Below are 15771 nucleotides of genomic sequence, written 5' to 3'. Positions count from 1 at the left end.
CACCTCCGCGCGGTGGGGAACTGACGGCCCGGTGGGGGCTGATCGCGCAGTTCCCCGCGCCCCTAAAGGGGCCCCTGGCGGGGCCTAAAGGGGGCCCTGACGGGGCCTAAAGGGCGTCCTCTTTCAAGAGGTCCGCGCATTTTTCGCCGATCATCATCGTCGTGACGCACGGATTCACGCTGACAAGATCCGGCATCACCGACCCGTCCGCGACCCGCAACCGCTCCACCCCCTTGACCCGCAACCGCGGGTCCAGCGGGGCGGAAGCGTCCCCCTCCGCACCCATCTTCACCGTGCACGACGGGTGGTAGACGGTGTTGTGGGTCTTGTGGATGTAGTCGAGCAGCTCGTCGTCCGTCCGGACGTCGGGACCCGGGGCCAGTTCGGCCCCCGCCCACCCGCTCAGCGCTGGCTGCGCGGCGATCCGCCGGGCCAGCTTCAGCCCGTACGTCATCACGCGCGCGTCGTGCTCGTGCGTGAAGTACCGCGGATCGACCCTCGGCTTGTCCCGGTAGTCGCGGGTCCGCAGCCGCACCGTGCCGCGCGACTTGGCGCGGGTGACGTTCGGGGTGAGACAGAACGCGTTCTCGGAGGTCGGATAGCCCCACCGCGCGGTGTTCATGTCGAACGGCACCGACCCGTAGTGGAACATCAGGTCGGGCCGGTCGAGGCCCGGTTCGGTGTCGTAGAAGATGCCCGCCTCCCACCACTGGCTTGAGGTGGTCGTCATGGGCTGCTTGGCGTCCCACATGATGACGCCCTCGGGATGGTCCTGGAGGTTCTCGCCCACGCCGGCCGCGTCCACCACCACGTCGACGCCGACCTCGCGCAGATGTCCGGCGGGCCCGATGCCGGACAGCATCAGCAGTTTCGCGCTGTCGATCGAGCCGCAGGACACGATCACCTCGCGCCTGGCCCGTACCGTCCGGGTGTGGATGAGGTCGGGGTCCAGGTACTCGGCGCCCACGCAGCGCCGCCCGTCCAGCACCAGCTTCTTGGCGCGCACCCCGGTCCGTACATCGAGGTTGGGGCGCTTGCCGAGGATCGGATGCAGGTACGCGACCGACGAGGACTGCCGGATGTTGTTCTCGTCGGAGTTGATCTGGAACCAGTTGGCGCCCCGGACGACGGTCCTGCCCGAGTTGAAGGGCGTCGTCGGGATGCCCTCCTGGGCGCAGGCCTCCAGCAGGGCGGTGCCGCACGGGTCGTCGCTCTTGAGCGTACGCAGCTTCACCGGACCTGTGCGGCCGTGGTGTTCGCCTGGAGCGTCGTTGTTCTCCAGCCGCTGGTAGAGCGGGAAGAGCTCGGCCGAACTCCAGCCCGTACAGCCCGCGGCGGCCCAGTCGTCCAGGTCCTCGGCCGGTGCCCAGAAGGCGATACAGGAGTTGTGGGAGGAGCAGCCGCCGAGGACCCTGGCGCGGGCGTGCCGCATGAAGCTGTTGCCGCTGGCCTGCGGTTCGACCGGGTAGTCCCAGTCGTAGCCGGACTCCAGCAGCCCCATCCAGCGCTCCAGTTTCATGACGGCGTCGTCGCCGACGTCACTGGGTCCGGCCTCCAGGACGCAGACCGTGACGGCCGGGTCCTCGGAGAGCCGGGCCGCGACCACATTGCCCGCGGTGCCCCCGCCCACCACGACATAGTCGAACTCGGTTTCCTGCATGGTGAGTTGACCTCCTTCAAGTCCTTGTCCTGGAGCCCTTGCGCTTCTTTCGGAGTTGTGGACGCTCAGTCGGCCTTGGGTGTGGCCGCCGGAGACGCGGGCGGAAGCGGGGTGTCGGCGGCCTTGTACTGGTGCTCCGCGAGCACCCCCGTGCGGTGCCGCTGCACGAACCAGTAGTAGGCGAAGCCGCCACCCATCACGATGCCGACGAACAGGACGGCACCCCACCGCAGATACCAGTGGTACGGGGCGGCCGCGTTGTAGACCGCGGCGCGCGGCCAGATCAGGTTGATCATCATGGCCGTGCCCCACACGACGGCGACGATGTTGACGGGCAGTCCCCAGCGGCCGAGCGAGAACCGTCCCTCGCCCGCGGGCTGCCACGTGCCGCGCAGCCTGGCCACCAGCATGGGCCCGGTGACCAGCAGATACGCCAGATAGATCAAAATGATGCCGATACTGGTGACCACGGTGAAGATCTGCGGCTGGCGGATGTTGACGACCAGGATCGCCAGCGCCAGGATCCCGATGATCACCGCGGGCAGGATCGGGGTCTGGAAGCGCGGGTGGACCTTGGCCAGCTTGGCGGAGGCGGGCAGGTTGTTGTCCCGCGCCATCGCGAAGGCCAGCCGGATCGCCGCCGTGTGCACGGCCAGGGCGCACACGGTGACCGCGATGAACACGCACCACAGCATGGCCTTGCCCGCGTCCTCACCGAGCACGTTGAGGACGACGTACTGCAGACCGTCCGTGGACAGCCGGTCGCCCTTCAGGCTGGACACGCTCATCAGCGCGAGCAGCAGCACGAGTCCGCCGAGGACGAACGAGGCGACGATGGCGCGGATGATGGCGCGCGGCGCGTTGCGCGAGGGGTCGAGGGACTCCTCGCCGAGCGAGGCGGCCGTGTCGAAGCCGTACATCACGTACGCGGACGCCAGCGACGCGACCAGGAACGCGCCGAAGTAGCCGCCTGGTTGACCGGCGCCCGTGCCGTTCGTCTCCAGCACGACCCCCGGGCCACGGGTGATGTGCACGGCGAACAGCACGATGAGGACGACGGTCGCGATCAGTTCGATGAAGACGCCGGCCGTGTTGATCCGGGCCATCAGCTTCACACCGAGGGCGTTCACCAGCGTGGTGAAGATGATCAGGACGGAGGCCAGCAGCACGGCGTTGGTGGCCACGTCGTACTTGCCCGTGCCGTCGCCCACGAACTGGAAGGCGGAGGAGATCTGCGGAAGCGTCAGCTGGTACGCGAGGGCGACGGCCGCGATCGACACGACCGAGGCGATCAGCATGGTCCAGCCGGCCAGCCAGCCTATGTGCGGATTGCCTATCTTCTTGGACCAGTTGTAGACGGAACCGGCCACGGGATACCGGGCGGCGAGTTCCGCGAAACAGAGCGCGACCATGAACTGGCCGACGAAGACCATGGGCCAGGACCACCAGTAGGCGGGCCCGCCGCTGCCGTAGCCGAAGTAGAAGAGCTGAAAGGTGCCGGTGAGGATGGAGATGTAGCTGATACCGGCGGCGAAGGTGTGGAAGTTGCCGAGCGTGCGCTTGAGCTCGGGCTTGTAGCCGAACTCGTTGAGTTCGGAGTCGTCGTGGCGGTGCTTGTCGTGGTGACCGTGCGGACCGGCTGGTTGCTCCGATGGTTGCTCGGTGGTGGTCATGAGCGGCCTCCTGGGAAGGGGGAGTTCTCCCGGGCGGGAGGGGGAGTGCGGCTCGTGCGGGGTCGTCGGTGAAGACTGGATCTTATGGCGCCGGCGGCCGGATCCGTACGGTGAAGTGCGGTGGATTCTGCGGTGGTTGTCGGCAGCCCCCGGAGTCAGCCGCAGCGGGGACTGCGGGGTCCGGTCACGAGAACCAGCCCTGCGGACTCGGATTCGTGGTCCGCCAGATGTGCTTGGTCTCGCGGTACTCGGCGAGGCCCGCAGGTCCGAGTTCCCGCCCGAACCCGGACTGCTTGTACCCTCCCCACTCCGCCTGCGGGACGTACGGGTGGTAGTCGTTGATCCAGATCGTGCCGATGCGCAGCGCCGACGCGACGCGCTGCGCCTTCGCCTCGTCGGACGTGAAGATGCCGCCGGCCAGGCCGTAGATCGTGGCATTCGCCAGCCGTACCGCCTCCGCCTCGTCGGTGAACCGCTCCACGGTCAGGACCGGCCCGAAGGACTCCTCCTGGACGACGGACATCCCGCCGGAGCACTCGTCGAGCACGGTCGGCGGGTAGTAGAAGCCCTCCGGGTGCGGGGGCTCGGCCGGCCGCTCCCCTCCGCAGCGCAGGACCGCCCCCTCCTCCAGTCCCTTGGCCACGTACGCCTCGACCTTCGCCCGGTGGGCCGCCGAGATCAGCGGGCCGGTCTGCGCCCGCTCGTCGAACGGCCCGCCCAGCCTGATCAGCCGGGCCCGGCGGACCACCTCGTCGACGAAACGGTCGTGCAGGGAGTCCTCGACCAGCAGCCGAGCCCCGGCCGAGCAGACCTGCCCGGAATGCAGGAAGACGGCGGTCAGCGCCATGTCGACGGCCGTCTCGAAGTCGGCGTCGGCGAAGACGATGTTCGGGTTCTTGCCGCCCAGTTCGAGGGCGACCTTCTTCACCGTCCCGGCCGCCGCGGCCATGAGCCTGCGTCCGGTCTGCAGACCGCCGGTGAAGGAGACGAGGTCCACGTCCGGATGGTCGCCCAGCGGAGCGCCCGCCTCCGGGCCGGCGCCGAGAATCAGGTTCGCCACCCCGGCGGGCAGCCCCGCCTCCTCCAGGAGCCGCATCAGATGGATCGCGGTGTGCGGGGTCAGCTCGCTCGGCTTGAGGACGAAGGTGTTGCCCGCGGCCAGCGCCGGGGCGACCTTCCACGCGGTCTGGAGCAGCGGATAGTTCCAGGGGGTGATCAGCGCGCACACCCCGACCGGTTCGTGTACGACCCGGCTGTCGACGCCGTCCGTACCCGTCTCCACGACCCGGCCGGACTCGCTGGCGACGAGACGCCCGAAGTAGCGGAAGCAGTTCTCGATGTCGTCGATGTCGTACTCGCTCTCCACCAGGCGTTTGCCGGTGTCGAGGGACTCCGCGCGGGCGAGCACGTCCTTGTCGCGGGCGAGCAGGTCGGCGACGCGGAGCAGCAGATCGCCGCGTTCGTTCGCGGGGGTCCGCGGCCAGGGCCCCTCGTCGAAGGCGCGGCGCGCGGCCGCGATCGCGTCGGCGGTGTCCTCGCCGCCCGCCTCGTCGACGACGGCGACGAGCGATCCGTCGGCCGGACAGCGGATCTCACGCGTGCGTTTCTCCCGCGCGCCCGTCCAGGTGCCGCCGATGTAGAGATCCGCCATCCCTGCCTCCCAGCATGCCTATGAGCCACTCGTGGAACATCCCGATGTGGTGCTCGGTGGGCACCAGCACCCCGCCCCTGCGGTAGGCGCGGGACGCCATGGCGGGCTGCGTTCGCTCGCACGCCTCGAAGTCCTGGGCGTTGACCCGGTGGAAGAGCTCCACAGACCTCGACACATCGGCGCCCGACTCGACGACCTCGGGGGCGTAGAGCCAGTCGCACTCCACGATCGTCCGGTCCTCGGCGAGGGGGAACATGCGGTGCAGGATGACATGGTCGGGGACGAGATTGATGAACACGGTTGGTTTGACCGTTATCGCATAGTAACGACGGTCCTGATCCGCCGCGACCTCAGGCAGCCGGCCGAATCCCTCGCCGCCGTCGACGGTGAATCCCTTGACCCCGTCGCCGAACTCGGCGCCGTGGCCCACGTAGTACTGGGCGGCGTATCCGTCCGCGAACTCCGGCAGCACCTCGGTGAGTTCGGGGTGGATGGTCGCGCAGTGGTAGCACTCCATGAAGTTCTCGACGATCAGTTTCCAGTTCGCCCGCACGTCGTAGGTGATGCGTTTGCCGAGGGCGAGGTTCTCCGTGCCGTAGTGCTCGATGGCCGCCGCGTTCCCGAGCCGCTCGACGGCCGCGCCCATCACCGTCTCCTCGAAGGACGGCGGTTCGTCGGCCAGACACACCCAGGCGTACCCGAGCCACTCCCGCAGCGCGACACCGACCAGCCCGTACTCCGTGCGGTCGACGTCCGGCATCCTCACCAGGTTCGGTGCCGCGATCAGCTTCCCGTCCAGGCCGTACGTCCAGGCGTGGTAAGGGCATTGGAGGTTGCGCCGGACCTCGCCGGCCTCCTCGGTGCAGAGCCGGGCCCCGCGGTGCCGGCAGATGTTGAGGAAGGCCCGCAGCTCACCGGTACGGGACCGGGTGACCAGGACGTTCTCACGGCCCACCTGGACCGTACGGAACGCACCCGGTTTGGCCAGGTCGGCGCCGCGGACCGCGCAGAACCACATCGACTCGAAGAGGTGCTCCTGCTCCTGCCGGAAGATCTCCGGATCGGTGTAGTAGTGCCCCGGCAGTGTGCTGATCAGGCTCGGGGACAGCTGGGCTGAGGCGTGGGTCAGGGGGGTCGTCGACACGAGGGGGCTCCTCAGGCGGGCGCGGCGGCGAGGCGGTGGGGGTCGAACAGGCCGATCGGGTGAGCGGTGGTCCCCGTCAGGGCCAGGTCGGCGAGGATCTCGCCGACGACCGGCACGAACTTGAAGCCATGGCCGGAGAAACCGCAGGCCACGGTGACGGACTCGGGGTGCGCGGGATGCCGGGCGATGACGAAGTGCTCGTCCGGAGTGTTGGAGTACATGCAGGTGGCGGCCTTGAGGAAGGTGCCGGGCAGATCGGGGACGCAGCGGGACATGTGGTCCGCCATCGCCCGGATCTCGTCCTCGTGGACCGTCCGGTCGATGGTCTCCGGGGTGCAGATCTGCCCCTTGCGGAAGAACGCGACCTTGGCGCCCAGCTCCGGTCCGTCGATGGCGGGGAAGCCGTACACCTGGACGTCGTCCGCGTCCTGCCAGATGTAGATCGGGTGGTTCCCGGGCAGGAAGGGCCTGACCCCGCCCCTGGGCTGGAACCAGTACATGACCTGCCGCTCGATGGTGAACGGCACCCCGAGGTCGGTGAGCAGCTGCGGCGCCCACGCGCCCGGGCAGATCACCAACTGGCCTGCCGTGTACGTGTTCTCAGCGGTATGGACGCGCACACCGTCCCGGTACGGCTCCCAGCGGGTCATCGGCTCGTCGAAGTGCAGGTCTGCGCCCTGCCGGGTGGCGAGCTGCAGATGGGCCGCGACCATGTTCTCGGGGCGGACCAGGCCGGCCTTCTCCTCGAAGAGCCCGACCTCGTCGTCCTGCGGAGTGAGGGTGGGGAAACGACGGCGGATCTCGCCCGCGTCGAGCATCTCGTGCGGCAGGTCCCACTGGACCGCCGAACGCAGCGAACCGGAGACGGTCAGCGAATCGGGCCGGCCGATCATCACACCACCGCACAGGGTGGCGATGTCCCGCCCGGTGGCCCGCTCCACGTCCTCGTACAGCTCGTAGGCGCGCAGCAGCAGCGGCACGTACGCCGGATCCTCGAAGTAGGACTGCCGAGTGATCCGCGACCCTCCGTGACTGGACCCACGATTGTGCACGGGCCCGAACTTCTCCAGCCCAAGCACCCGCGCACCACGCGAGGACAGATGATGAACAGCGGCACTACCCATCCCGCCAAGACCAACAACAACGACGTCGTAACTGGGAGACACGGAACCTCCGTCTTTTGCTTTCAGGGGCGCGGGGAACGGCGCAGTCTTTTGCTTTTAAGGGGCGCGGGGAACGGCGCGACCAGCCCCCACGGACCCGCAGGCTGTCCACGGCCCTCCCCCCCCGGAGGGGGTGATCACCGCCGAATACGGCTCATCTTCGGATCAAAGAGAGGTTCATCGACGACCGTCGCCGCAACCTTCTCCCCGAAGTACTCGACAGAGACCCCCGCCCCCACGGGCAAAACCGGCAACCACGCATAAGCCACACACCGCCCCACCGAATACCCGTACGCCGCACTCGTCACATACCCCGCAGGGGCCCCGTCGACATACACGGGCTCCTTACCGAGCACCACGGCCGCCGGATCGTCCAGCAACAACGGCGTAAGCCGACGCCCACCGCGCCCGCCACGTCCCTCCAGCGCCCTCATCCCCAAGAACTCCCCCTTGTCCAGCCGAACGGCGAACCCCACCCCCGCCTCGTACGGATCGTGTTCGTCGGTCATGTCGACGCCCCACGCCCGGTACCCCTTCTCCAGGCGCAGGCTGTTGAAGGCGGAGCGCCCGGCCGCGATCACGCCGTGCTCCCGGCCCGCCTCCCACAGCGTGTCCCAGAGCCGGAGCCCCAGGTCGGCGCTGGTGTAAAGCTCCCAGCCCAGCTCACCGACGTAGCTCAACCGCAGTGCGGTGACCGGCACATGCCCGATGTACGTCTCCTTGGCGCGGAAGTAGCCGAAGCCCTCGTGCGAGAAGTCGTCGCGGGTGAGCGGCTGGACGAGCGCGCGGGCGAGCGGCCCCCAGACCCCGACGCAACACGTACCGGACGTGATGTCCCGGATGTGTACGCCGTCGGGGGCGTGCCTGGTCAACCAGTCGAGGTCCGCGGGGGAGTTGGCGCCCACCTGGAAGCGGTCGGTTCCGAGCCGGGCGACGGTGAGGTCGGAGCGGATCCCACCCGTTTCGTCCAGGAGCAGCGTGTAAGTGACCGCGCCGGGCTTCTTGCGGAGGTTGTTGCTGGTCATGCCGTGCAGGAATTCGAGGGCGCCGGCGCCGGTGACTTCGAGGCGGCGCAGGGGAGTCATGTCGTAGAGCGCGACCTTCTCGCGGGTCGCCCGCGCCTCGGCCGCCGCGACGGGCGACCAGTACCGCGCCGACCAGGCGTCCCGCGCGGGCACGTCAAGACCGGCGGCGAGCGGCGCGTTCGCCTCGTACCAGTGCGGACGCTCCCAGCCGCCGCCCTCCAGGAAGTACGCGCCCAGTTCCTGCTGGCGGGGGTGGAAGGGGCTGACCCGCAGGGGCCGCGGCCGTTCCATCGGCTGGAGCGGATGCAGGACGTCGTACACCTCGACGAACTGCTGCGAACCGCGTTCCCTGATGTACGCGGGGGAGCGCTGGGCCTCCTCGAAGCGCGTGAGGTCGCACTCGTGGGCGTCGATCCCGGGGCGTCCGTCGACCATCCACTCGGCCACGGCCTTGGCGACACCGGCCGAGTGGGTCACCCACACGGCCTCGGCCAGCCAGAAGCCCCGCAGCGCACGCGATTCGCCGAGCACCGGCATGCCGTCCGGGGTGAAGGAGAAGACGCCGTTGAAGCCCTCCTCGATCTCGCTCCCGTGCAGCGCGGGCATCAGCCGGCGGCAGTCGTCCCAGCTGGGCGCCCAGTCCTCCTCGGTGAAGGGGAACGACGACGGCATCTCCAGGCCGTCGGCGCGCGCCTCCTCGTAACCGAGGACCGCGAAGGGGTCCACGGGGAGCGGCCGGTGGGCGTAACTGCCGATGCCTATGCGGTCGGTGTGCTCACGGAAGTAGAGGTCGCGGTCCTGGAAGCGGAGGATCGGCCTCGACGCCTCCGCGGTGGCTCCGGCCAGTTCGGGCAGCCGCTTCGTCCGCGCGTACTGATGGGCCAGCGGCTGCAGGGGTACGTCGACCCCGGCCATGCGGCCGATCACCGGCCCCCAGAATCCGGCCGCCGAGACGACGTGGTCGGCCGGGAAGACGCCCTGATCGGTGACGACGGCGGTGACCCTGCCGTCCTCCTTCTCGATCCCGGTGACGGTGTGCCGGTCCAGGAAGCGGGCGCCGCGGCTCTCGGCCCGTTCCCTCTGGGCGCGGGCGGCGAGCAGTGCGCGGGCCAGACCGTCGTCGGGGGTGTGGAAACCGCCGAGGACGACCGACTCGTCGATCAACGGCCAGAGTTCCTTGCAGCGGGCCGCGCTCACGATCTCGCCGCGTACGCCCCAGGAGGCGGCGTAACCGGCCCTGCGGTGCAGTTCGGCGAGACGCTCGGGCGTGGTCGCGAGTTCCAGGCCGCCCACCTGGTCGAAGCAGGAGACGCCGTCCACCTCAAGGGAGTTGAACTTCTCGACCGTGTAGCGGGCGAAGGCCGTGAGCGTCTTGGACGGACCGGTCTGGAAGACGAGGCCCGGCGCGTGGGAGGTGGAGCCGCCGGGAGCGGGGAGCGGCCCCTGTTCGAGGACGGTGACGTCGGTCCAGCCGCGGGCGGTCAGCTCGTCCGCGAGGGAGCAGCCGACGATGCCGGCGCCCACGACGACCACACGGGGCGCGACGGTCGTACGGGGCGCGACGGTCGTACGGGGCGTCACGACGGCACGGGGCGCGACGGCCGTACGGGGCGTCACGACGGCACGGGGCGCGACGGCCGTACGGGGGCTGTCGGACTCGTGGCCGGTCACAGGACCACCACCGAGCGCAGCACCTCACCGCGGTGCATGGTCGACAGCGCCTCCTCGACCTGGTCGAGCGCGATGGTCTCCGAGACGAACGCGCCCAGATCGAGCAGCCCGTAGAGGTACTGGTCGATGAGGAACGGGAAGTCGCGACTGGGCAGACAGTCGCCGTACCAGGAGGACTTGATCGCGCCGCCCCGGGAGAACACGTCGATCAGCGGCAGCTCTATCTTCATCTCCGGGGTGGGAACACCGACCTGCACCAGCAGCCCCGCGTGATCGCGCATGTAGAAGGCCTGCTCGAAGGTCTCCGGGCGGCCCACGGCGTCGATGGCGATGTCGACCCCGAAACCGTCGGTGAGGGCGCGCACGGCCTCGACCGGGTCGGTGCCACGGGAGTTGACCGTGTGAGTGGCGCCGAACCTCTCCGCCCGGTCTAGCTTCCTGTCGTCGATGTCGACGGCGATGACCTTCATGGCGCCGTTGAGGCAGGCGCCCGCGATGGCCGCGTCGCCGACACCGCCGCAGCCGATGACGGCGACCGTGTCACCGCGCCCGACGTTGCCGGTGTTCACCGCCGCGCCGTAGCCGGCCATCACCCCGCAGCCGACCAGGCCGGCGGCCTCGGGGCGGGCCGCGGGGTTGATCTTCACGGCCTGGCCCGCCGCGACCAGCGTCTTCTCGGCGAAGGCGCCGATGCCGAGCGCGTTGCTGAGCGGGGTGCCGTCGAGAAGGGTCATCGGCTGGGTGGCGTTGCGCGAGTCGAAGCAGTACCAGGGGCGGCCACGGCGGCAGGAACGGCACACACCGCAGGGGGCGCGCCAGGCAAGGACCACGTAGTCACCGGTCCTGAGGTCGGTGACGCCCTCACCGACCGCCTCGATCGTGCCGGCCGCCTCATGGCCCAGCAGGAACGGGAAGTCGTCGCTGATCGCGCCCTCGCGATAGTGCAGATCCGTGTGGCAGACCCCGCAGGCCTGCACGGTGACGAGCACCTCGCCCGGACCGGGATCGGGAACGACGATCGTCCGCACCTCGACGGGTGCGCCCTTCTTCACAGCGACTACGGCACGAACCTCGTATGGCACGACCTAGCTCCTCTGCTGTTGCGCAATGCACTATGGGTTGCGCTATGAGGAACATAGTGAGAACGCCTCCAGGGGGCCGTCAAGAGGTACGGGTTAACCCTTGGCAAAACGAGCCGACGCCCCGAAATCTGTCCGACACACGCAGGCGCGGGGCCAGGTGTTCCTGACCCCGCGCGGTGTTCCAACCGGTGGTGCGCCGTGGTGCGCACCGTGCTCCGTCAGCCTCCGGCACGTCTCCGTGACCGGTCCCATACGCGTACGCGTCCGGTGTGCGGCTCCGTTCCCCGGCCGGTTCCGCGTCGGTACGCGTCCGGTGTCGGGCTCCGTTCCGCGGCCGGTTCCGGGTCCGCCCGCGTGGGCGCCCGCGCTTCCGTCAGAAGCCGTACCCCATCCGGCGCGAGAGGTCCGCCGCGGCCGCGACCGTGCGCTTGGCCAGCTCCGGCAACCGGTCCGGGTCCAGCCGGTACACCGGCCCGGAGACGCTGATCGCGCCGATCACCTTGCCGTCGTGCGCGCGTACCGGCGAGGCCGTGGCGGCCAGCCCCAGCTCCAGCTCCTCCAGGGCGAACGCGTACCCCTGCTCGACCACGGCCTCCAGCTCGGCGCGCAGCGCGGCCGTCCCGGTGATCGTGCGCTCGGTGAAGCGCGGCAGGGTCCTGGCCAGCAGTCCTTCGCGGAGCGTCGGCGGCAGGTGGGCCAGCAGGACCTTGCCGCTGGAGGTGGCGTGCAACGGGGTGCGTCTGCCCAGCCAGTTCTGCGCGGTGACCGACGCGGCGCCCCGGGCCTGCATGATGTTGACCGCCGCGTTGTCGTCGAGGACCGCGATGTTGACGGTCTCGCCCAGCTCGTCCGCGAGTTCGCGGCAGACGGGCACCCCCTCCTGCGAGATGTCGAGACGCACTGCCGCCGCCCCCGCCAGGCGTAGTACGCCGGCCCCCAGGAAGTACTTCCCGCGGTCCTTCGCCTGGGCGACCAGGCCGCGGTTCTCCAGCACTCCGAGGAGCCGGAAGGCCGTGGACTTGTGCACCTCCAGCTCGTCGGCGATCTCGGTGACGCCCGCCTCGCCGAGCCGGGCGAGGATCTCCAGCACGCTCACCGCGCGGTCCACCGACTGGACGGCGCTCCCCGCGCCTCTGCTCTGCTTCTCCGGTGTCTCCCCTGTGCGGTCAGCCTGCTTCTGAGTGCGGGTCATAGCTCAACTCTCACCACCTGGCGGCCCGGTTTGAGCCGCATCTGCCGGAAGCCCTTGACGCGACGGGCGTCCCGCGCGGATTCTGTTGCGCATAGCGCTCCCTCGTGCGCCATACGAAACATCATGTTACCGAAGAGTCCGTGACCTGGAAGGTCTCGGACCAGACCGGACCTGTGAGGTCCAGGACTGTGGGTCCTGGACCGAGAGGGGGGCCCGTGATTCCCGTCTGCCGCCTTGATGACCTCCCCGCGGGCGAATCCGTCCGTGTCGACACCATGCCGCCCATCGCCGTGTTCAACGCCGACGGCGAGCTGTACGCCATCGACGACACCTGCACCCATCAGGACGCGTCGCTCTCCGAGGGGTGGCTGGAGAACTGCCTGGTCGAATGCCCCTTGCACGCCGCCTCGTTCGATCTCCGCACGGGACTGCCGACGTGTCTGCCCGCGCGCCGCGCCGTCCGCACCCACCGCGTCACCGTCGACGACGGCGTCATCCATGTCCACGTGGCAGCGAAGGAGGGCACGGCGGCATGACGATCCCCCGTGCGGGAGTCACGACAGCGCATCCCTACGGGCTCCACCTTTTCACGGGCCCCGCCCGGCGTACCGCCGAGAGGCCCGCGCGCTTCCCGGCACGGGACCCGGGACGCCGGGGGACCTGCACCGATCACGACACCACCGCGACGCCGACCACCGCCGAGCACACCGGCCCGGGGCCGATCGCTCTCACCCCTGCGGGAAGCACCGCCGATCCGGGTCCGGTGTCCGCCGGGCGTAGGCGTAGGAGGGCGTCCGCCGGCCGCAGCGGGGCGTCCGCGGGCCGCAGCGGGGGCTCCGCCGACCACAGCGGAGCATCCCCCGGGCGCGACGGCGCATCGCTCGCGGACCTGGCCGAGCTCAGCAGGCGTACTTCCGTCCGCACGGCCCCGGTTCCCGCAAGCGCGCGGCCCGCACCCGCCGGCCGGAAGGGGACAGCCGTATGAGGACCGTCATCGTCGTCGGCGCCTCGCTCTCCGGTCTGTACGCGGCCCGTGAGCTGCGCGCCCAGGGATTCGACGGGCGGTTGGTGGTCGTCGGGGACGAACCGCACCGCCCGTACGACCGCCCGCCCCTGTCCAAGGACTTCCTCACCGGCCGGACCGGCGAGGACCGACTGGCCCTCGGCGACGCCGAGGAGATCACCGAACTCGACGCGGAGTGGCTGCTCGGCACCCGAGCCCGCGGACTCGACACCCGCGAGCGCACCGTCCTCCTGGACGGCGGCCGCACCGTCTGCGGCGACGGTGTCGTCATCGCCACGGGAGCCTCGGCGCGACGGCTGCCGGGCCCCGGACTCCCCGGAGTCCACACCCTGCGCACTCTCGACGACGCCCGGTCCCTGCGCGCCGAACTCACCGCGGGTGCCCGCCGTGTCGTCGTGATCGGCGGTGGCTTCATCGGCGCCGAGACCGCGTCCTCGTGCGCCGGACTCGGCCACGACGTCACCGTCGTGGAGGCGGCCCCGCTGCCGTTGGTGCCGCAACTCGGCCCGCAGATGGCGGCCGTGTGCGCCGCACTGCATCGTCGTGGTGGCGTCGACCTGGTCACGGGCACGGGCGTCGCCGCACTGCGCGGCACGGTCGCGGTCACCGCAGTGGAACTCACCGACGGCCGTCTCCTCCCCGCCGATGTCGTGATCGTCGGCATCGGCGCCGTCCCCAACACCGGCTGGCTGGCGGGCTCACCGCTCACGCTGCGCGACGGCGTGCTGTGCGACGACGGCTGTGCGACGGCTCTGCCCCAGGTGGTCGCCGTCGGAGACGTGGCCCGCGTGGGCGGAACCCGCGCCGAACACTGGACCAGCGCCACCGAGCAGCCCCGGATCGCCGTGCGCAACCTGCTGGCCGGGTACACCGCGGAGACCGTACGCCCGCTGCCCTATTTCTGGTCGGACCAGTACGGAGCGCGGATCCAGTTCGCCGGACGGCGGCTCGACACCGACACCGTCCGCGTCGCGGAGGGCACGGTCACCGACGGAGCACCGGGCGAGGACGGCCTGCTCGCGCTGTACGAGCGCGAGGGCCGGACGACCGCGGTGCTGTCCGTGGACCGCCCCCGCCCCTTCATGCGAGCCCGGCGTGAACTGGGCCGCGGGGCGGGCGCGATGGAGACGGTGTCCTAGGACACGACGAAGCCGAAGCCGAAGCCGAAGCCGAAACCGAGGCCGAAGTCGAAGCGAAAACCGAAGCCGCAACCGAAGTCAGAGCCGAAATCCCAGGACACGTGATGTGTCAGGAGTGCGACAACTGCCCCGCGCCGCCGCCCCGGCGGCGTATCCGCTCCTTGGTCCGCTCGGCGGACCGCTCCTGGCGCCGGGTCTTGCGCCGCTCGCGCCGCAGGGCCCGGGCGGTGCTGCTCGGCTCCGACACCACGCCGTTGCGCTGGTTCCACACCTGGCGCGTCACCCAGACGTCCAGCGCGCCCCACGTGGCCACCACCGTGCTCGCCACGCTGCTCAGCACCATGGGGAACGCGAGCCAGGAACCGGCCAGCGTGCACAGGAAGGCGACCATCGCCTGGATCAGCGTGACGGCGATGATGATGACGGCGCGCACCGCGGACGTCCGCACGGGATCGGGCAGCCGACGCCTCTTCGCGGGCTCCTCCACCCACAAGGGCCGGTAGTACGCCTGCTCTTCGTCCTCTGTGACGCCCTTTTCCCCGGTCTCCGGCACCCGGTCGTCCCCGCTCCTCGCGAAGGGCTTCGCCCCGGCTCCCGTCACAGCCCCTGTCACGGCCCCCGTCCTGCTCTCCCGTACCGGCCTCGTGTTCACCGGCCTCGTGTCCACCGCCGTCGTGCCCGCCTGCGCGGCGGACACGGTCTCTGCCTCGGACACCGTTCCTGCCTCGGACACGGTCCCTGCCTCTGCCACCGGTGCGGTTCCGGTCCCAGCCGCGAGCGCGGACCTCCACCTGGCCTCCGCCACACGGTCCGCTTCCGCCGCCGCCCGGTTCATCGCCGCGAGATCGGCCGCTATGTCGGCCGGAATGTCCCGGCGAGGGATCTGCGACCCCCGCTCCGCCTCCGCGATCGTCGTGGCGCCCGTCCCGGGTGCCCCGTACCGCTCCGCCGTGCCCATCAACCTGTCACTCCCCACCGCCTGACAGCCGCTCGCTCCGGTGTCACGAGACTCCGGCTCCCCATCGGCTGCCCGGCTTGCGTTGCTATACGCCCCCTGGGCGCGGCATCCGGCACCTGCAGCCGATTCCGCCTCCAACTTCCATACAGACAGACGATCGGCGTAAGCCGAAGATTCCCGGCGATCGAAAAATTTCGGCCAAGTGGTGCGCCGGGCGGACCCGATCCCATCCCTTTCACCGTGTCGGTTTCAGGGAGGCAATCTCCCGCAATGAACGGACAACTGCGGATGTCTCGTTCCGGATACGCCCCGGGTCGGCCCGGACAGGCTCGGACAGGCCTTCGAGATACCTGTGTGTCGGTAGTAGGCTCACGCCGTTTGTTGCCGTA

General features: G+C 70.1%; 11 protein-coding genes. 2 read left to right on the top strand and 9 right to left on the bottom strand.

Annotation, left to right across the window (positions count from 1 at the left end; all coding sequences use genetic code 11):
* Window positions 1-106 precede the first annotated feature (106 nt).
* From C6Y14_RS27840 to C6Y14_RS27805, 8 genes are all read right to left on the bottom strand, one after another.
* Entirely contained in the window at window positions 107-1660 is a 1554-nt protein-coding gene (locus C6Y14_RS27840) for a GMC family oxidoreductase (RefSeq protein WP_107019601.1), read from the bottom strand.
* Between the two features lie 65 nt (window positions 1661-1725).
* Window positions 1726-3333, bottom strand: coding sequence for an APC family permease (locus C6Y14_RS27835; RefSeq protein WP_107019600.1), 1608 nt, complete (start codon window positions 3331-3333; stop codon window positions 1726-1728).
* A 184-nt stretch (window positions 3334-3517) separates the two neighbouring features.
* Window positions 3518-4984, bottom strand: coding sequence for an aldehyde dehydrogenase family protein (locus tag C6Y14_RS27830; RefSeq protein WP_107019599.1), 1467 nt, complete (start codon window positions 4982-4984; stop codon window positions 3518-3520).
* Window positions 4926-6128, bottom strand: coding sequence for an aromatic ring-hydroxylating oxygenase subunit alpha (locus tag C6Y14_RS27825; protein ID WP_107019598.1), 1203 nt, complete (start codon window positions 6126-6128; stop codon window positions 4926-4928). Before C6Y14_RS27825 ends, C6Y14_RS27830 begins: the two co-directional genes overlap by 59 nt.
* 11 nt (window positions 6129-6139) lie before the next feature.
* Window positions 6140-7294 carry an N-methyl-L-tryptophan oxidase gene (gene solA, locus C6Y14_RS27820; RefSeq protein ID WP_107019597.1) on the bottom strand — a complete coding sequence of 385 codons (1155 nt, stop codon included), beginning with the start codon at window positions 7292-7294 and terminating at the stop codon, window positions 6140-6142.
* Window positions 7295-7428: 134 nt separating this feature from the next.
* Entirely contained in the window at window positions 7429-9897 is a 2469-nt protein-coding gene (locus C6Y14_RS27815; protein ID WP_107019864.1) for a GcvT family protein, read from the bottom strand.
* 86 nt (window positions 9898-9983) lie between these two features.
* Window positions 9984-11069, bottom strand: coding sequence for an S-(hydroxymethyl)mycothiol dehydrogenase (locus C6Y14_RS27810; RefSeq protein ID WP_107019596.1), 1086 nt, complete (start codon window positions 11067-11069; stop codon window positions 9984-9986).
* 373 nt (window positions 11070-11442) lie between these two features.
* A complete protein-coding gene (locus tag C6Y14_RS27805; RefSeq protein ID WP_107019595.1) occupies window positions 11443-12261 on the bottom strand; it encodes an IclR family transcriptional regulator in 819 nt (272 codons plus the stop codon).
* 215 nt (window positions 12262-12476) lie between these two features.
* Here C6Y14_RS27805 and C6Y14_RS27800 point away from each other — a divergent pair, with 215 nt between their 5' ends.
* Entirely contained in the window at window positions 12477-12797 is a 321-nt protein-coding gene (locus C6Y14_RS27800) for a bifunctional 3-phenylpropionate/cinnamic acid dioxygenase ferredoxin subunit (protein ID WP_107019594.1), read from the top strand.
* A gap of 445 nt (window positions 12798-13242) precedes the next feature.
* The gene (locus C6Y14_RS27795; protein ID WP_107019593.1) at window positions 13243-14424 is read left to right on the top strand and encodes an NAD(P)/FAD-dependent oxidoreductase; all 1182 of its coding nucleotides are present in this window, start codon (window positions 13243-13245) and stop codon (window positions 14422-14424) included.
* A gap of 109 nt (window positions 14425-14533) precedes the next feature.
* On the opposite strand, the gene C6Y14_RS27785 is transcribed toward C6Y14_RS27795, so the two are convergent.
* Window positions 14534-15091 (bottom strand): hypothetical protein, encoded by a 558-nt coding sequence (locus C6Y14_RS27785; protein ID WP_404828845.1) that lies wholly within the window; start codon window positions 15089-15091, stop codon window positions 14534-14536.
* Between the last annotated feature and the right edge of the window lie 680 nt (window positions 15092-15771).

This window comes from Streptomyces dioscori, assembly GCF_003024195.1.
In the GTDB taxonomy this organism is placed as follows: Bacteria; Actinomycetota; Actinomycetes; order Streptomycetales; family Streptomycetaceae; genus Streptomyces; species Streptomyces dioscori.
The sequence above is the reverse complement of the archived record's forward strand: the minus strand, read 5'-3'. Positions and strand labels throughout refer to the sequence as shown.